The following is a 17,226-nucleotide window of genomic DNA, read 5'->3' on the forward strand; positions in this document are numbered from 1 at the left end:
GGGCGTCTTAGAGTGACCACCCTCTATACCGGAGCTCCGCTGCTTTACGCCTCAGACACGCCTTGACGATCCGCCCAACCGCTTAACTGAACGGCTGCACCGGGTCGGCAGCCACTCCCGGGCGGCGCGGCTCTACCAGGAAGTCATCATCGAGCTGACCGCGCAGGACGGCCCGGAGTCACTGCGGGTGCTCGCCGCGCACGCCGACCTGGCCACCGTCGAGTACGCGCGCGGCCAGTGCACTGTGGCGCGCGACCGCCTCCAGGACGCCTGGGAGCTGCACCGCGAGGTGTACGGCGACGGGCACCCCAGCGGCATCAAGATGCTGGCGCGGCTCGGGGCGATGCAGCGCGACTGCGGGCAGTTCGCCGAGGCGCACGACAACCTGGCGCTCGCCCGCGAGCTGTGCCGACAGCATCTGCCCGCCGACGACCCGCTCGCCACCCAGGTGGCGGCCCTGGCCCGGGCGGCGGCCAGTCCCGACCACGCCTGCGCGGACAACCCGCCGACAGCGCGGGACACACCGGTCGTCCCGGCCGCCCGCGTCCCACCGCACGGCGACGGGCCGACCGAATCCGGCTACCATCCGCAGGCAGCCGCACCCCACCACGCCGGGGCGGTGCCGAACCCCCGGCTGCCCTCCGACGAGGCGGTCGGGTCGACGGGCAGCAGATGGTCGACCGACGCGGCGGACGAGCCGTCGCCCCAGCCCACGGAGCCTCCGGTGCCGCCATCGGTGGTCGGGCTGGCCGGCGGCACGGAGGAGCGACCCGGGGTCTACCGACTGCACCGACCCGCAGACCCGTACGCGTCGCCCGACCCGCACCAACAGTCCGACCCGTACGCGCGGCCAGATCCGTACGCGCAGGTCGAGCCGTACACGCCGTCGCGGCTGCTGCCGGTGCCCGTGCACCGTGCACCGCCGGAGCAGCGCAACCGGCTGGTCCCGGTGCTGGTGGCCGGCGTGGTCGTGGTGCTCCTCGGCGCGGCGGCGGTGATCGCCGGGGTGGCCCGGGTCGACGGCGACGACGAACCGACCCCGCCGCCGGCCAGCGCCTCTCCCACCGCCGGCGCGCCGGCCAGCACCGCGCCTGCCCCGGGCGGCTCGGCACCCACGTCGGCTGCCGCCGCGGCGCCCGGCACCCCACCCAGCGCGGTGACCCTGCGCGACACCCGGGACAGCATCGCGCTGAACTGGACCTACCCGGCCGGCGGCGAGGGCCCGGTGGTCATCGCGGGCGGCCGCACCGGCCAGACCCACAACATCTTCGCGACGCTGCCCGCCGGCACCACCAGCTTCGTCATCTACGCGCTCAACCGCACCAACGACTTCTGCTTCACCGTCGCCGTTGCCTGGTCCACCGACACCGTGGCCCGTTCCAAGCAGGTCTGCACCCGCCGCCGCTGAGCCGCGGGAGGTCGCCGTAACGGGCCGCCTACCTTTGGCCGTCCTCGGCCGGCATCGCCGGCAGGAGCAGGCACACCCGTAGTCCTCGCTGCTCCGGCGCGTCGGTCAGTGTGATGCTGCCACCCGCACGGCGAACCAACTCCCGGACGATGGCCAGCCCCAGACCGGCGCCCCCGTCGTCGCGGGCTCGTCCGTCATCCAGCCGGGTGAACCGGTCGAAGACCCGCTCCCGGTCCGCCGCCGCGATCCCCGGGCCGTCGTCGGTCACCGTCACCAGGTGGTACGCCCCGACGCCAGGCCCGACAGTGGAGCCCGCCGTCGGCGTCGCCTCGGCCGCGAGCACGACACTGCCGTGCGCGTGGCGTACCGCGTTGTCGACCAGGTTGGCCAGCACGCGACGCAACTCCTCGACGGTGCCGATCGTCCAGAGCGGGCCCGCCGGCGGCGTCACCCGCACCGGCGGTGACGGATAGCGGGCGGCGACCTCGGTCAGCAACGCGCCCAGCTCCACCGGGCCGGCCCCCCGGGCCGCCGGAGTCTCGTCCAGGCGGGCCAGCAGCAGGAGATCGTCGACCAGGCGGCTCAACCGGTCGGTGTCGGCGAGCAGGTTGGCGGTCACCGCCGTCCAGTCCGTCCGGTCGGCGAGGCGCTGGGCCACCTCCAGCTCGGTCCGGATGTTTGTCAACGGGCTGCGCAACTCGTGCGCGGCGTCGGAGACGAAGGCCCGCTGCCGGACGCGGGCGGACTCCAGCCGCCCCAGCATGCCGTTGAGGGTGACCGCCAGGCGGTGGATCTCGTCGGCCGACGCCGGCACCGGCAGCCGGCCGGCGCCGGCCCTGCCGGTGATCTCCTCGGCACCTCGACGTAACGCCTCCACCGGCCGCAGGGTCGCCCCCACCACCCGCCACGCCACCCCGGCCAGCACGGCCACCAGCAGCGGGAACGCCACCAGCAGGATGGTCCGGACCACATGGGTGCTGTGCCGCACGTCGGCCATCGAGCGGGCGACCAGCACTGTGAGCGGGTCGGCCGCGGTGCCGGCGGGTACGGCGACCACCCGGACCGGGCCGACGAGCCCGACCCGCTCGGCCGGCACCTCCAGCCGCTGCCGACCGTCGCGGTTCAGCCGCTCCGGGCGGACCATTGGCACCAGGCGGTCGGCGTCGATCGAGGCCGCCCGGATCCGTCCCTGGGCGTCGACGACCTGCACGCGAACCTGCCCGCCGGCCACCGGCAGCGGATCGGGCAGCGCGTCCTCGGCGGCGAGCAGGGCGACCGCGTCGGCGGTGCGGAACGCCTCGGTGTCGACGGTGCGCTGGAGCACGAAGCCGAGCGCGCCGAGCAGCACCACCCCGCCCAGGGCCAGCCCGATGGTGAGACCGACCACACCGATCGCCATGAGTCGCCCGCGCAACCCCAGGACCGGCATCCGGCCGAGCCTGACCCGACGGGTGGCGGCCGGGCCGTCGGCCGTCACGTCGCCAGCCGGTAGCCGGCACCCCGGACCGTCTCCAGCCGGTCCCGGCCGAGCTTGCGGCGCAGGTAGCCGACGTACACCTCGACGGCGTTCGGCGCGGTCTCCAGGCTGGCGTCCCAGACGTGGTCCAACAACTCGACCTTGGAGACGACCTGGCCCGGTCGGCGCATCAGGTAGTCCAGCAACGCGAACTCCCGCGCGGTCAGCGCCACCTCGGCGTCCGCCCGGGTCACCCGCCGACGAGCCGGGTCCAGCCGCAGGTCACCGACCGCCAGCACGGTCGGGCGCTCCGGCGCGCCCCGACGCAGCAGGGCCCGGAGCCGGGCCAGCAGCACCACGTACGAGAAGGGTTTGGTCAGGTAGTCGTCGGCGCCGCAGTCGAGGCCGTCGGCCTGGTCGTACTCGCCGTCCTTCGCGGAGAGCATCAGCACCGGCAACCAGTGCTGCTCCGCGCGCAGCCGCCGGACCAACTCGTACCCGGAGAGGCCGGGCAGCATCACGTCGAGGATCATGGCGTCATACCCGCCGTGCCGGGCCGCGTCCAGGCCCGCCGGGCCGCTTGCCGCCACGTCGACAGCGAACCCCTCCGCCTGGAGACCGCGTTGCAGGGCAGCCGCCAACCGGGCCTCGTCCTCCACCACCAGCACCCGCACAGCTCAAGGGTGCCACCCCGGTCAATCGGCGCGGTTCGGTGTCCTCAGCGCGTTCACAGCACGGAGGAGGCAGGATGGCCGCAGGAGGTGCCACCATGTCCGTCCTGAGAAGTCGTCCCGTCCTTCGTTGGCTGGTTCCGGCCACCGCGGCCGTCGCCGTCATCGGCGGGGGCGCGGCGATCGGCACGTTCGCCGCCGAGGCCGAGCCGAGCCTGCCGCCCCGAACCGCCGCTCAGCTCCTCGTCGACCTGCAGACATCCCGGCTGGAGGGGCTGTCCGGGACCGTGGTGCAACGCGCCGACCTCGGCCTGCCGCCCCTCGTCGGGCTGGTTCCCGGCAACGAGCTGACCACCCTGCTGACCGGCACCCACACCCTGCGGGTCTGGTATTCCGGGCCGGACCAGCAACGGGTCGCGCTGATGGACACGCTGGGCGAGCAGGACATCATCCGCAACGGCCGGGACCTGTGGACGTGGCAGAGCCGCAGCAACACCGCCACCCACCGCGCACTGGGCGGCGACGCCGGGGCCTGGAAGCCCGCCCCCGAACCGGCAGCGAGCCTACCGGCCACCCCGCAGCAGGCCGCCGACCTGGCCTTGGGCGCGATCGACCCGAGCACCGAGGTCAGCGTGGGCCGGTCGGCCACCGTGGCCGGCCAGGACGCGTACGAGTTGGTGCTCCAGCCGCGCGACAAGGACTCCCTGGTGCACGAGCTGCGGATCGCCATCGACGCCGAGCAGCACGTGCCGCTGCGCTTCGAGGTGCTCGCGAAGGGCAGCGACCGGCCGGCGTTCGAGGTGGCCTTCACCCAGGTCGACTACCGCCGCCCGGACGCCGACCAGTTCCGCTTCAACCCGCCGCCCGGCGTGACTGTCGACGAGGAGAAGGCCGAGCGCCCGACGGGCAAGCCCGGTCACGTCGAGCCGTCCGGTGACCCGCAGCTCCGCGCCGTGGGCGAGGGCTGGACGACAGTGCTGGTTGGCCGCCTGGACGGGGCCGATGCCGGCCGGAAGCCCGCCACGAAGTCGGCCGCTCCCCCGGCCGGCGCCGGTCCGGACCTGGACATGTCGAAGCTGCTCGGCGGGCTACCGACGGTCAGTGGCGACTGGGGCAGCGGTCGACTTCTCACCAGCAAGCTGTTCAGCGTGCTGCTCACCGACGACGGCCGGGTGCTCGCCGGAGCGGTGACGCCGGAGCGGCTCTACCAGGCCGCGCGCGGCTGATCTCCGCGGTGTTCGCGCCGGGTCGACCTGACGGTCGGCCCGGCGCTTCGCTGTGGGTCAGGCCGAGGTCAGGAGACGCCGAGGGCGTTGAGGTACGCGTCGGCGAGGACAGCGTGGCCGGGCAGGTACGGGTGGACCCGGTCGTCGGCCCAACGCGTCGCCGGACTCACCGCCAGCACCCTGTCGAACGCCGCCTGGTTGGGCACGTGCACCGCGGCGAACTCGGTGGCCAGCCCCGCCACCACCGCCGCGTACCGGTCGGTGTCGGCGCGTTGTGGCACGCTCCGGTCGGCCTCGATGAAGAACGGGTCACCGAGGATCAGTCGGCAGCCGGTGGCGTCGACCGCCCGACGCAGCAGGTCACGCAGGGTGCGCTCGTACTCCTCGATGCCGACTGCCTCATCCGGTCGGTCACCGTAGTGCCGCCAGATGTCGTTGATGCCGATCATCACCGCGAGCCAGTCGGGGCGCTCGGCGATGGCGTCGTCGTCCCAGCGGGCGGCCAGGTCCCGCACCGTGTCGCCGCCCACACCCCGGTTGACCCACTCCAACTCCAACTCCGGGTGCCGGGCGTCGACCAGGGCGCGCACGAGACTCACATATCCGCTGCCGTAGGGCGCGGCGACGTCGCGTCGACCACAATCGGTGATGCTGTCCCCGATGAAGACCACCCGTTGCCCGGTCCGCAGGATCATCCGCCGCCACCTCGCGATCACCGGCGCGCCGGACCGCCCGGCTTGGTGAGAACCGGCGGAACGCGCTATCTTCAACAGTTCGAAGGCACAAAAAAGAACGGCTAAAAGCCGTTCCTGCAAAGGATTCTAATCTTTAGGGAGACGGCTTGTCAAGGCACTCCGGCGGTTCCGGCGAATTGCCGCTCGACGACGAGATCGGTCGCGAGCAGGAGTACGTCTCGATGCTCTACAACCGGCTGGACCAACTGCGTGAGCAGGCCGCCCACCGGCTCACCGCCGAGCTGCACAACACCGGCGGCACTCTCCAGGACCGCTCGCAGCGCGACAGCTCGGTAGCGATGTACGCCGATCAGGTCGAACAGTTCTCCGCCGTGGAGAACGGGCTCTGCTTCGGCCGTCTCGACGGCGACGACGACTCCCGCCACTACATCGGCCGGATCGGCATCTTCGACACCAGTGGTGACTACGATCCGCTGCTGATGGACTGGCGGGCACCCGCCGCCCGCCCGTTCTACCTCGCCACCGCCGCGAACCCGCAGGGCGTACGCCGTCGCCGGCACCTACGCACCCGGCAGCGCAAGGTGACCGGGCTCAACGACGAGGTGCTCGACATCGACACCGCCTCCCCCGGCGCCCACGAGGAGCTGACCGGTGAGGCGTCGTTGCTCGCCGCGCTCAACGCGGGCCGTACCGGCCGGATGCGCGACATCGTCGAGACGATCCAGGCCGAGCAGGACGAGGTCATCCGCGCGGAACTCCCGGGCGTGATGGTGGTCCAGGGCGGCCCCGGCACCGGCAAGACCGCCGTCGCGCTGCACCGGGCGGCGTACCTGCTCTACACCCACCGCCGGGAACTCTCCAGCCGTGGCGTGCTGCTGGTCGGCCCGAACGCGACATTCCTGCGCTACATCTCCCAGGTGCTGCCGACGCTGGCCGAGACCGGCGTGCTGCTGCGTACCCAGGGTGATCTCTTTCCCGGGGTGAGCGCCCAACGGGCCGAGCCGGCCGGGACCGCAGCGCTCAAGGGCCGCGCGGTGCTGGCCGAGGTGTTGGCGCTGGCCGTACGGGACCGGCAGTGGGTGCCGGACGAGCCGCTGGAGATCGAGGTCGAGCGGGAGACGCTCACCCTCGACCCGGAGATCGTTCGCGCCGCCCGGGACCGGGTCCGCCGCGCCGACCGACCGCACAACCTGGCCCGCGCGCTGTTCGACGTGGAAATCGTGCACGCGCTCGCTGACCAGGTGGCCGAACGAATCGGCGCCGACCCGCTCGGCGGGGACAACCTCCTCGACGAGGCGGACCGCGCCGAGATCCGCCGCGAGCTGCGCGAGGAGACGGAGATCCAGGCCGCCCTGGACCGGCTGTGGCCGGTACTCACCCCGCAGCGGCTGCTCGCCGACCTCTACGCCGACCCGGACCGGATCGCCGCCGCCGCGCCGATGCTCAGCGAGGACGAGCGGGCGCTGCTGCGCCGTGAGCGCGGTGGCTGGACGCCGGCCGACGTCCCGCTGCTGGACGAGGCCGCCGAACTGCTCGGCGAGGACGAACGCGCCGCCGCCGCCCGCCGGGACCGCATCCGGGTGATGGAACGGGAGTACGCCGAGGGCGTGCTGGAGATCGCCAGGGGTTCCCGCTCGATCGACGTCGAGGACGAGGCCGAGGGTGGTGAGATCCTCGGCGTGACCGACCTGATCGACGCGGATCGGCTGTTGGAGCGGCAGGAGGAGGCCGACCGGCTGACCACCGCTCAGCGGGCCGCCGCCGACCGCACCTGGGCGTTCGGCCACGTGATCGTGGACGAGGCGCAGGAGCTCTCGCCGATGGCCTGGCGACTGCTGATGCGCCGCTGCCCGAGCCGGTCGATGACGATCGTCGGGGATGTCGCACAGACCGGCGCACTGAGCGGCACGCCGTCCTGGGCGGACGCCCTAGCCCCGTACGTCGAGCAGCGGTGGCGGCTCACCGAGCTGACTGTCAGCTACCGCACTCCCGCCGAGATCATGGCGGTCGCCGCCGAGGTACTGGCCGAGATCGACCCGGCACTGCGGCCGCCGCGCTCGGTGCGGGAGAGCGGCGTACCGCCGTGGGACCGGACGGTGCCCGACAGCCGGTTGGCGGCGGAGTTGGTCGCCGAGGCCACCCGGGAGGCGGCCGGGCTGACCGAGGGGCGGCTCGGGGTGCTCGTGCCGGCCGGCCGGGTGGGTGAGTTGGGTGCGGCGGTGACCGCCGCCCTGCCGGAGGCCGCCGTCGGCGAGCATCCGGAGCTGGAGAGCCGGGTGGTGGTGTTGACGGTCGCGCAGGCCAAGGGGTTGGAGTTCGACTCGGTGCTGGTGGTCGACCCGGACCGGATGGTGGCCGAGTCCCCCCGCGGGCGCAGCGACCTGTACGTGGCCCTGACCCGCGCCACCCAACGACTGGGTGTCCTCCGCCCGGCGAGCTGACCACGAAACCCGCCGTCCCCACCGAGTTGTCGCTCGGCGGGGACGGCGGGTGGGGTCAGTCGTTGGATTTGTCTCTGATGGACTTCGCTGGGCCGGTTGCCGACGTGGACTGGTCGCTGGTGCCGCCGCCCATCGGGGTGCTGAGGCCGCCGGTGGTGGCATCGCCGGTGGTGGTCGGCGCGACAGTGCCCGGGTGTCGCTCCGGCTGTCGGGCCACCCGGCGTACGCTCGCCGGCCCGGCGGTGCCACCGGTGGTGGTCACCGCGCCCTGCCCGCCGACGGGGCCACCGTCGCGCAACACCTGTGGGTCGATCCGTTCCTTCGCTGGATCGAACGGGTCATCGCGCTGGATCTGACTCTCCACATCGGTGCGGGGCACAGTCACCTCGTCGAGGGCGCCCTTGCCGTACACGCCGCCGGCGATCCGATCCTCGGCCTCGCGGGCGGCGTCCTGCCGCATGTCGTCCTCACGCACGTCCATCACCTCGCAGAAGCTGTGGAACTGACTGCGTGCCCGGCCACCGGCCGACCAAACCCGGCGTGACCGGGAGGTCGTCCACGGCGGTTCACCGGCACGCCGCCCGCTGGCCGCCTGCCCGCTGCCCGAGATGTCCATGCTGTCCCGCGACCGGTGGGAGATGCCCGCCGGCAGGAGGGGATGACAGCGTGCGCACAGTACGCCGTACCGCCGTCGCGGCCCTGGTGGCCGCGACGGTGACGACCGGGCTCGCGGTGCCCGCCCAGGCAAAGCCACGACCGGACCGGACATTCGACGTGCAGGCCCACCGGGGTGGCCTCGGGCTGCGGGTGGAGAACACTCTCGCCTCCTTCGGCAACGCCCTCCAGCTCGGGGTGAGCACCCTCGAACTGGACGTGCAGATCACCGAGGACGGCCAAGCCGTCGTCACTCACGACCGCAAGGTCACCGGCACCAAGTGCGTCGACACCACACCGGTGACGCCCGGCGACCCGGAGTTCCCGTACGTCGGGAAGTACATCAACACGCTCAGCCTGGCCCAGGTGCGCTCGCTCGACTGCGGCTCCAAGACGCTGTCGGACAAGCCCGGCCAGCTCGCCGTCCCCGGTGCCCGGATGCCGCTGCTGCGTGAGGTCTTCGCGCTGGTCAACCGCTACCAGGCGAAGGACGTGAAGCTCAACGTCGAGACCAAGGTCGAGGCCGGCGCGCCGACCGAGACCGCCCCCCGTGAGCAGTTCGTCCGGGTCACCGCGGGCGAGATCCGCGCCGCCGGGCTGCTCAGGCAGGTCACCATCCAGAGCTTCGACTGGGGCGCGCTGATGCGCATGCGTCAGGTCGAGCCGAAGCTGCCGCTGGTCGCCCTGACCAACTACGACTTCCTCCAGACCGGTCAGCCGGGTGCCTCACCGTGGCTGGGCGGGCTGGACATCGACGACTTCGGCGGCGACCCGATCACGGCGATCCGCAGCTTCGGCGCCAGCGCCTTCTCGCCGGTGCACGGGATGCCGCAGAACGGCACTGTCACCGACCCGGGCTACAAGCCGTACGTCACAAAGGAGATGGTCGCCCACGCGCACCGCTACGGGATCAAGGTGATCCCATGGACTGTCGACGACGTGCCGACCATGACCAAGCTGATCGACGACGGTGTGGACGGCATGATCACCGACTACCCGGACCGGTTGCGCGGCGTGCTGGCGCAGCGTGGTTACCGGCTGCCGAAGGCGTACACGGCGCCGTTCGACATCCAGGCGCACCGAGGCGGTCGGGCCACCCGGCCGGAGAACACCCTGCCGGCGTTCGCGAACGCGCTGTCCAACCGGGCCATCTCCACCCTGGAGCTGGACACCAACGTGACCGCCGACGGCAAGCTCGTGGTGCTGCACGATCGCACCGTCAACGGGTCGCACTGCGTCGACACCGCCCCGGTGCGCCCGGGAGACCGGAAGTTCCCGTACGTGGGCAAGTCGGTGCACGAGTTGACACTGGCGCAGCTCAAGACCGTGGACTGCGGTACGAAGACGCTGCCCGAACTGCCCGCCCAGGTGCCCGCGCCCGGTGCCCGGATCCCGACCCTGGACGAGGTATTCGCCCTGGTGAAGGCGAGTGGCCGCACCGACATCGGAATGAACATCGAGACGAAGATCAGCCCGGTGGTGAACGACACCGAGCCGTACCGCAGCTTCACCCGCAAGCTCGTCGACGCGATCCAGCGGGCCGGCTTCACCAGCCGGGCCACCATCCAGTCGTTCGACTGGCGCACCATCACGTACGCCCGGCAGCTCGACCGGCGGATCGGCACTGTCGGCCTGGTCTGGCAGTACGGTCCGGCCGAGTGCGCGACCCTCGCCGACGAGTGCTCGCTGGAGGCGGTCTACGGCAACCCGTCGGTGAAGAGCCCGTGGACCGGTGGACTGGACTGGTGGAAGTACCAGGACCTGGGCAAGCTGACCCGGGCCGCGGGCGCCGGCACGGTCTCCGCCAACTGGCAGGTGCACGACCCGAAGCAGGGCACCGTCGCCTCGACCGACTGGTACCTGCGGGAGAACCCGGCATACTTCCACGGACCGGACGTTCGGACCCTGCAGACGCGCTACGACCTGAAGGTGATCCCGTACACGGTGGATGACGCGACTGTCATGCAGCGGGTCATCGACCTGGGCGTCGACGGCATCATCACCGACGACCCGGACCTTCTGGTGAGCGTGGCGATCCGCAACGGCCTGCGCTGAGCCGTCGACCACCCGATCGCCGGCCGGATTTTTCCGGCCGGCGATCGGTGTTACCTGGTCAGTGGCCTCGGGTAGTCGGGGGTTGTCCCCGCCACGAAAGCGAACCGTGCCGTGGCCGACACGCGGTAGCGGGGCGAGGGAATGCAGGTACGACTCATCGCATCCTGAGGAGGACCAGATGAGCACGCAGGCTGCTTCCACCCGGCCGATGAACCGGCCCATGAACGACCCGCAGAACCCCGCGTCGATGCGGGACATGCCGACCCAGCAGATGCCGTCAATGCGCGACGGGCACCGAGACCCGATGCCGTCGCCGGGTACGGAGACCAAGCAGGCGTTCCTGACGACGGAATTCTGGGTCTACGCCGCCGCGGTCGCGCTCGTGGTGATCGCCGCGTTCTGGAAGGGCACCACAGCCAACGGGCTGAACATCAACAACCCGAACCAGGCGTGGCTGTTCCTGACCATCCTGACTGGTGGTTACCTGGTCAGCCGTGGACTGTCGAAGGCTGGCTCCGCGCGCCGATCCGGCCGGGAACGCAACAAGCACTGACGCGTCACGCGTGAGACAGTGGCCTCCGGGACAACTCCCGGAGGCCACTGTCGTCGTTTGTGGACCGGTTACTCGTCGCCACCGAAGTCGCCGAAGTCGCCCTCGAACGATTCTTCGATCATCTCGCCGGCGATCATGCCACCGGCGACACCCAGCGCGGCGCCGGCCACCATGCCGCCCATGCCGTGCCCGCGGCTGTGGCCGTGGCTCGGGCCGTACTGGGAGCGCAGGCTGCCGTAGCGGGACGTGGTTTCGCGCAGCCAGCCGTCGACGACCTGCGCCCAGTCCACCCGGTCAACGTCGGTGTGCGACACCTGGTAGCGACCGAACGCGTCGTGCCCGGCGCTGAGGAAACCGCCGCGCTTGTCGCACTCCAGGATGACCTCCACACCGCGCTGGCTGGTCACGAAGGTCAGCTCGACCTCCCGGATGGTGCTCGCGTACTGCGGGGAGGCGAAGAACTCGATCTCCTGGTAGAACGGCAGCGTCTGCTGCACGCCCCGGATGTGGCCACGCTCCAGGTCGGCGTGCTTGAACCGGAAGCCGAGCCGCTGGAACGCCTCCAGGATCCGCTCGTGCACCGGTAGCGGGTGCACCGCCACCTGGTCCAGGTCGCTCTTGTCGACCGCGCGGGCGATCGCCAACTCGGTGCGCAGACCCATCGTCATACCGTGCAGGCGCTGGCCGTACACGTCGGTGATCGGGGTCTCCCACGGCACCGGCAGCTGGAACGGGATCGAGAGCTGCTGCTTCGGGGCGAGTACGAGCGACCCGCTGACGGCCATGCGGTGGAACTCCATAGTGCCCGCGTACTCGGTGTCGTGTCCCTCGACCTCGACCCGGGTGACCAGGCCGATCACCACCTGCTCGATGGCTGCCTCAGCGTCACCGCCGACGAGGTTGACCTGCCCGTCGAGGGTCAGGCCGGGCCGGGTGTTGGGGTTGGTCAGCACGGTGTCCACGCTGGGACCGCCCACACCGAACGCGCTCAACATCTTCTTGAAGACCATCGGAACTCCTGTGCGACGCCGACCGCTCCAGGCTGGAGTCGGACGTTGACTCGAAGGGCACCCTATCCAGCACCCCTGTGAGGTGGCTGTGAAGCGGCCGCGCCGAAGCCGCGCGCGTCGGCGCTTGACTCGGCGCCGCTTGATCGACTCGGGTTCCTGAAAACCGGGGCATCCCGGCGACCAGGACGCCCCGACTTCCGTGAACCCGAGTTGACCTGCGCCCTCACATCCGCGATCACCTGCTCGGCCGCCCGATGCCCGCCTTCCGTTCCGCGTCAGCGGAGGGGCGGATGTCCGTCGACGAGCCTTTGGAGCTGATGTCGCAAACGAATCAGGCGTTCGACCTTTCGCTGCACAGCCCACCAGCCCGCGATCGGTCAAAGAGCGTCGACGGCGACGCGGGCCGCCGAGCGCAGCCCAGACCGAACTTCCGCACTGCCGCATACCGAGAGGTGGCGTTAGCGGAGGTGATCGACTCGCGTTCACGGAAGTCGGGGCGTCCTGGTCGCGGTGACACCCCGACTTACAGCAACCCGAGTCGATCACGCATCAGGGCGCGAAATCGCCGTCCTTCACCCCGTTGACGAAGGCCATCCAGCCGTCTGCCGGGTAGACGAGGGTCGCTGCTGCGCGATCCTTGCTGTCCCGAACCGCCACTCGGCCGGAATCATCCATTACCGGTCCCGCCTCGACACAGTTGCCGCCGTTGTCGGGGCTCTTGGTGCTGATATGCCAGGCGATGGGCATGGACTCGCTCATGACAGCTCCTCCGCGAGTGCTGCGATCAGCTTCGCCGACTCGTTCGCGCTGAGTGCGGCCTCCCGAAGGCGATCGTACGCGCGGACGTAACGCAGGGCTCTATCAGACTCGAGAAATAGCCGCCCTCCGAGGGTCTCCGCATGGGCCACATCCGAGTACGGGGCAGGCATCTTGAAGAGCCAGAACGTGCCGTCCAAGCCCGCGTGCAGCCCTAGCGTGAGCGGGACGACGCGGATCTCGATACTGGGTCTTCTAGCCGGTCCTGCGAGGTGGGCGAGTTGAGCGGCCATCACACTTCTGCTCATCACCGGGCGCCGTAGCGCGGCTTCCTCAATGATGACGGCGAGTCTCCTCGGCGACGGACCGTACAGGAGACGTTGCCGGTCCATCCGGAGCTGTACCCACTTGCGGATCTCCACCTCGCTGGCCGAGCTGGGCTCTGCGTTCCTGATGACTGCTTCGGCATAATCACGCGTCTGGAGCAGGCCGGGTATTAGGAGCGCGGCATAGGTGCAGACTTGTTCGGCTCTCGACTCCAACCAGGGAAAGTCGATGAACGAGGTGTCGTAGATAGTCCTGTCGAGGCTGCTGTCCCAGCGGTCGATCCGCCACGCATCCTGAGCGAGCTGGATCAGGCGCTCCCTCTCCTGTTCGTCGTAGACGCCGTAAAATCAAGCAGCGCGATGACGAGTTCCCTGCGGAATGGCCACTCGGCTCGTTCATAACGTGCCAGCGACGAGAAGTCCCGCTCCAGATACTGAGCGACGTACTTGAGGGTCAGGCCACGCCGCTCCCGCAGCTCACGCATCTGCTGGCCCAGCCACTGAGCACGCAGGGTTCGAACGAATGGCTCTCTGCTCGCGGCCATGCTCACCTCTCCAGGCACCGATTAAGGATTCCGTTGGTGTCGTTGCACCAACACCGAGGCCACTGGAAACGTGGCCTGCGGGTGAGGGTGATCGCCGGCCCCCGGGGACGCCCGGTGCAAACACGGCAACCGCGGCTGTGCCAACAGCCGAGAAGGTGACGAGAGACGGAGTCGCGAGTGGCAGGCGCATACCGGCTCTCGTCGGGTCTCAACTAGAGCGTCGGGATGTGCGAATCCCGGCTCCGAACCGACTTGACGAATAACTACCACGGCAAAGGGCGCCTTGCGACCCTGACCCGCCCATCGGTCGACGATCCGTGAGGTGATGAATGACCCGAGGCAGTCTCTACGACGGCGGCGGCGCTCGGCTGGCTCGGCTGCACCCGAGCCAGGTCCGCGACCGGCAGTTCACCGTCGTCGGTTTCGGCCGACGAGGCCTGGACCCCGGGGAGGTACGCCGGGTTCCTGCACCGCGTCGCGCTCGACCTGGCGACGCTGCACCACGATGTGGCTCGGCTCAGCGAGGAGAACGCTCGCGTCAAGCGCGCGCTGCGCGATTGGCAGAGCGCCTGGTCCGAGCGGCGTCAGCCGTGAGCCCGGGATGGGAGCACCAGTACAGCGGGCTTTTCACGCCGTTGCCGCGCTTCGCCGTCGAGGCGTACACGGAGATGCCTCGCTATGTGATCCACCTGCCGGTGGCGGTCACCAACCTGGCCGAGGCACTGGACCTGGCGCGGACACTCGCCCGTTCCCTGGCCTCCACGCCGCAGGTCGACCTCGGCGGCACCACGGTGTCGGCCGAGGACGCGCAGCACGTACGACATTGGGTTTTCTGCGACCGGAGCATGCCCGATCGCCACCGATGCATCCGGGAGGCCGACCACGTCGGCGCCTGCCTGCCCGACGACGGTTCACAGATCGATCTACAGTCTGGGCGATGAAGACGGGGAGACGGGCACGTCCAGCCGTGCTCGCTGCGGTGGCGGGGATGCTGCTGGTGATGCTCGGATGCGACACGGCTGTTTTGGACGAGACGCGTGGATGCCAGGAGCAACGACAGGCCGACGAGGCGAAGGTACGGGTCAGCCGCTGGGATCCGCCGGAGGATCTTCCACATGTCGGTGAGTATCCGGAGATTCACTGGCAGGCGCGCGCGTTGGGCAACCCGTGCTCACGGGCGCCGGGCCCGACGGACTGGGAGTACCAGGGCGTCGTCGTCCTGCGTCCGGAGGACGCACACAGGTTGGCCGAGCAGTTCGCGTTCGTTCCGTTCGCATCCATCGACCCGGCCGAGCTGCTCCACTCGCACATGCCGACGGACGTGCGGCCGGACCTCGTGCCGTTCCTCCCGGCCAAGCCCCGCTGGCTGCACAGTCAGACCTACAACGAGACACCGCCGTCGACACGTTGGCGGGTGGTGTTCCTGGACCTGGAGCATCACACGCTCCTGTTCATGCTGAACGACCACTAGCGCCGGTACAGGTGGGGCCCGAAGGCGGGTGGACGGCTGCTGTCAGGCGGGCGTGGCGCTCGACTCGGCCGGCGCGCTCGGCGCCGGCCTCCGTGCTTTGACCGTCGCGCTGATCAACCAGACGAGCGCGGCCAGCAGCACCACGAGGCCGGCGGGGACCAGACCCCACGGCAGGGCGCGCGGCGACAACGTCCATGCCTGGCGGGTGTCGGCGAGTACGCGTAGCTGTCGAGCCGAGGCCGGGACGGCCACCTCCCACTCGTACGCACTGTTCGGCTCGTCGTCGATGACCTTCCAGGACTCCTGGACGTCGACGCCGTGGATCGGCCCCTGCCGCCCGCGGCCGCCGCGGGTCCAGTTGCCGACGCACCGGCTGTGCATGGCCTCCAGCCGATCGTGGGTCACATAGCAGTGATCGACTGTCGCCCGGGTCTGATCGGCGGGCCACAGGCCGGCCACCCAACTCAGCATCCCGACGAGGACCAGGCCCACGACGACGGTGGCCCCGAATCGCACCTTGACCGCGATCATGACCGTGCTCCCTTGTTCGAGTCCTGATCTGCCGGACGGGTGGGCGTGCAGGCCGTCGGACGAGGACGCGCAGCACGTACGACATTGGGTCTTCCGCGACCGAATCCTGCGCGGCCACCGCCGCTGCACAGGCAGGCCGACCACGGCGATATCTGCAGGCCTGTCGACGCCTCCAAATCGATCATGGAGTTGTGGTGCTGGACAAAGTCGAAACGGCGTCCCCTTTCCGGCACCACAACTCCATGATCGACGCGAGCGCACAGGCGCGGGCGTGCCCTCAGTCGGGTTCTACGATCACCAGCTCGCCGACCTGTTCGCCGATCGTGGTGCGTGCCTCCGGCGGCAGCCCACGGTCGGTGATCAGCACGTCGGCGGCCTCCAGCGGGGCGATGGTGGCGATGCCTATCGTCTCCCACTTGGTGTGGTCGGCGAGCACCACGAGTCTGCGGGCCGCGCCGATGAGGCAGCGGTTGACGCCAGCCTCCAGCAGGTTGGGCGTGGTGAACCCGGTCCGTGGGCTGAGGCCGTGCACACCGAGGAACAGCAGGTCGACGTTGAGCGCGCTGATCGCCGCCTCGGCCACCGGCCCGGTCAGCGCGTCCGACGGGGTACGGATGCCACCGGTCAACACGACGGTCTGGTCGGCGCGCGGGTTCTGGTAGAGCGCGTCGGCCACCGGGATCGAGTTGGTCACCACTGTCAGCCCGCGTACGTCGGAGAGCAGCGTGGCCAGCGCGGCGGTGGTGGTACCGGCGGAGAGCGCGATGGCCATCCCCGGCTCGACCATCGTCGCCGCCCGCTCGGCAATGGCCCGCTTCTCCGCCTGCTGGCGGATCGACTTCGCGGCGAAGCCGGGTTCCTCGGCCGAACCGGGCCCGGCGAGGGTCGCACCGCCGTGCACCTTGTCGACCAGGCCGCGTTCGGCCAACACCTCCAGGTCGCGCCGGATCGTCATGTCGGACACGCCGAATCGGCTGACCAGGTGACTCACCCGCACCCCGCCGCGTTGGCGGATCAGATCGAGGATGGCGGTCTGCCGCTGCTGGGCGAGCATGTGGGGAACCTCCTTCGCGCCGTGACCGTCGTCAGAATCAGGTCCGATCCTCACGGACCACCGCCACCTCACCGGCCGGCAGTGCCAGCTCACCGGCGCAGTGTCCTCCGGTCAACAGCTCGACGCCGTACGCCGGCAGGCGTACCTCGGTGTCGGTGTGGTTGATCGCGAACAGCCAGGTCCGGTCGCCGTCGCGGCGGCGGACCACCTCCACCCCGGGCGGCGCCGACGCCGCCGGGCGGACGTCGGCCTCGGCGAGCAGCCGGGCCACCAGTCGGTCGGCCGAGCTGGCCGACCCGGCGCGCACGCTGGGGCTGCTCTTCCCGATGTACGACCTGATGCAGCTCACCATCCTGGTCGCGGTCTCCGGGCCA

General features: G+C 70.6%; 15 protein-coding genes and 3 pseudogenes. 8 read left to right on the forward strand and 10 right to left on the reverse strand.

Annotated elements, in window-relative coordinates; genetic code table 11:
- Positions 1-94: 94 nt before the first annotated feature.
- A pseudogene (locus tag AB0C20_RS28340) lies at positions 95-1,408 on the forward strand (tetratricopeptide repeat protein); the annotation flags it as partial.
- 28 nt (positions 1,409-1,436) lie between these two features.
- On the opposite strand, the gene AB0C20_RS28345 reads toward AB0C20_RS28340, so the two are convergent.
- Both AB0C20_RS28345 and AB0C20_RS28350 read right to left on the reverse strand, forming a co-directional pair.
- Positions 1,437-2,807 carry an ATP-binding protein gene (locus AB0C20_RS28345; protein WP_357191715.1) on the reverse strand — a complete coding sequence of 457 codons (1,371 nt, stop codon included), beginning with the start codon at positions 2,805-2,807 and terminating at the stop codon, positions 1,437-1,439.
- Positions 2,808-2,881: 74 nt separating this feature from the next.
- On the reverse strand, positions 2,882-3,538 hold the full coding sequence (locus AB0C20_RS28350) for a response regulator transcription factor (RefSeq protein ID WP_357191695.1): 657 nt from the start codon (positions 3,536-3,538) through the stop codon (positions 2,882-2,884).
- Between the two features lie 95 nt (positions 3,539-3,633).
- On the opposite strand from AB0C20_RS28350, the gene AB0C20_RS28355 reads away from it, so the two are divergent.
- The gene (locus AB0C20_RS28355; RefSeq protein WP_357191697.1) at positions 3,634-4,761 is read left to right on the forward strand and encodes a hypothetical protein; all 1,128 of its coding nucleotides are present in this window, start codon (positions 3,634-3,636) and stop codon (positions 4,759-4,761) included.
- A 68-nt stretch (positions 4,762-4,829) separates the two neighbouring features.
- Here the strand turns inward: AB0C20_RS28355 and AB0C20_RS28360 are convergent, their stop codons facing one another.
- Positions 4,830-5,456 carry an SGNH/GDSL hydrolase family protein gene (locus AB0C20_RS28360; protein ID WP_357191700.1) on the reverse strand — a complete coding sequence of 209 codons (627 nt, stop codon included), beginning with the start codon at positions 5,454-5,456 and terminating at the stop codon, positions 4,830-4,832.
- Between the two features lie 221 nt (positions 5,457-5,677).
- Here AB0C20_RS28360 and AB0C20_RS28365 point away from each other — a divergent pair, with 221 nt between their 5' ends.
- Complete coding sequence (locus AB0C20_RS28365) at positions 5,678-7,897, forward strand: ATP-binding domain-containing protein (protein ID WP_357191718.1); 2,220 nt, start codon at positions 5,678-5,680, stop codon at positions 7,895-7,897.
- 55 nt (positions 7,898-7,952) lie between these two features.
- Here AB0C20_RS28365 and AB0C20_RS28370 read toward each other — a convergent pair whose 3' ends face one another.
- Positions 7,953-8,372 carry a hypothetical protein gene (locus AB0C20_RS28370; protein WP_210787040.1) on the reverse strand — a complete coding sequence of 140 codons (420 nt, stop codon included), beginning with the start codon at positions 8,370-8,372 and terminating at the stop codon, positions 7,953-7,955.
- Positions 8,373-8,563: 191 nt separating this feature from the next.
- On the opposite strand from AB0C20_RS28370, the gene AB0C20_RS28375 reads away from it, so the two are divergent.
- Positions 8,564-10,606 carry a glycerophosphodiester phosphodiesterase family protein gene (locus AB0C20_RS28375; RefSeq protein WP_357569087.1) on the forward strand — a complete coding sequence of 681 codons (2,043 nt, stop codon included), beginning with the start codon at positions 8,564-8,566 and terminating at the stop codon, positions 10,604-10,606.
- A gap of 178 nt (positions 10,607-10,784) precedes the next feature.
- Positions 10,785-11,159: a hypothetical protein gene (locus AB0C20_RS28380; RefSeq protein ID WP_231392564.1), complete on the forward strand. Its 375-nt coding sequence runs from the start codon at positions 10,785-10,787 to the stop codon at positions 11,157-11,159.
- A 68-nt stretch (positions 11,160-11,227) separates the two neighbouring features.
- On the opposite strand, the gene AB0C20_RS28385 is transcribed toward AB0C20_RS28380, so the two are convergent.
- From AB0C20_RS28385 to AB0C20_RS28395, 3 genes and pseudogenes are all read right to left on the reverse strand, one after another.
- A complete protein-coding gene (locus AB0C20_RS28385; protein WP_357191706.1) occupies positions 11,228-12,169 on the reverse strand; it encodes a sporulation protein in 942 nt (313 codons plus the stop codon).
- A 549-nt stretch (positions 12,170-12,718) separates the two neighbouring features.
- Positions 12,719-12,928 carry a DUF397 domain-containing protein gene (locus tag AB0C20_RS28390; RefSeq protein WP_357191708.1) on the reverse strand — a complete coding sequence of 70 codons (210 nt, stop codon included), beginning with the start codon at positions 12,926-12,928 and terminating at the stop codon, positions 12,719-12,721.
- Positions 12,925-13,796, reverse strand: a pseudogene (locus AB0C20_RS28395) (helix-turn-helix transcriptional regulator). Before AB0C20_RS28395 ends, AB0C20_RS28390 begins: the two are co-directional and overlap by 4 nt.
- Before the next feature lie 329 nt (positions 13,797-14,125).
- On the opposite strand from AB0C20_RS28395, the pseudogene AB0C20_RS28400 reads away from it, so the two are divergent.
- The 3 genes and pseudogenes from AB0C20_RS28400 to AB0C20_RS28410 all read left to right on the forward strand — a co-directional run bounded on the left by AB0C20_RS28400 (position 14,126) and on the right by AB0C20_RS28410 (position 15,267).
- A pseudogene (locus AB0C20_RS28400) lies at positions 14,126-14,390 on the forward strand (DivIVA domain-containing protein).
- 74 nt (positions 14,391-14,464) lie between these two features.
- Entirely contained in the window at positions 14,465-14,737 is a 273-nt protein-coding gene (locus AB0C20_RS28405) for a hypothetical protein (protein WP_357191939.1), read from the forward strand.
- Positions 14,734-15,267 carry a hypothetical protein gene (locus AB0C20_RS28410; RefSeq protein ID WP_357191908.1) on the forward strand — a complete coding sequence of 178 codons (534 nt, stop codon included), beginning with the start codon at positions 14,734-14,736 and terminating at the stop codon, positions 15,265-15,267. The genes AB0C20_RS28405 and AB0C20_RS28410 overlap by 4 nt, the downstream gene beginning before the upstream one ends.
- Positions 15,268-15,309: 42 nt before the next feature.
- Here the strand turns inward: AB0C20_RS28410 and AB0C20_RS28415 are convergent, their stop codons facing one another.
- The 3 genes from AB0C20_RS28415 to AB0C20_RS28425 all read right to left on the reverse strand — a co-directional run.
- Entirely contained in the window at positions 15,310-15,798 is a 489-nt protein-coding gene (locus AB0C20_RS28415) for a hypothetical protein (protein ID WP_357191912.1), read from the reverse strand.
- A 277-nt stretch (positions 15,799-16,075) separates the two neighbouring features.
- Positions 16,076-16,852, reverse strand: coding sequence for a DeoR/GlpR family DNA-binding transcription regulator (locus AB0C20_RS28420; RefSeq protein ID WP_112603873.1), 777 nt, complete (start codon positions 16,850-16,852; stop codon positions 16,076-16,078).
- Positions 16,853-16,889: 37 nt separating this feature from the next.
- The coding region (locus AB0C20_RS28425; protein WP_357569088.1) for a Beta-galactosidase C-terminal domain at positions 16,890-17,226 on the reverse strand (337 nt) is incomplete at its 5' end.

The sequence above is a fragment of the Micromonospora sp. NPDC048843 genome, assembly GCF_040649965.1.
Lineage (GTDB): Bacteria > Actinomycetota > Actinomycetes > Mycobacteriales > Micromonosporaceae > Micromonospora > Micromonospora hortensis.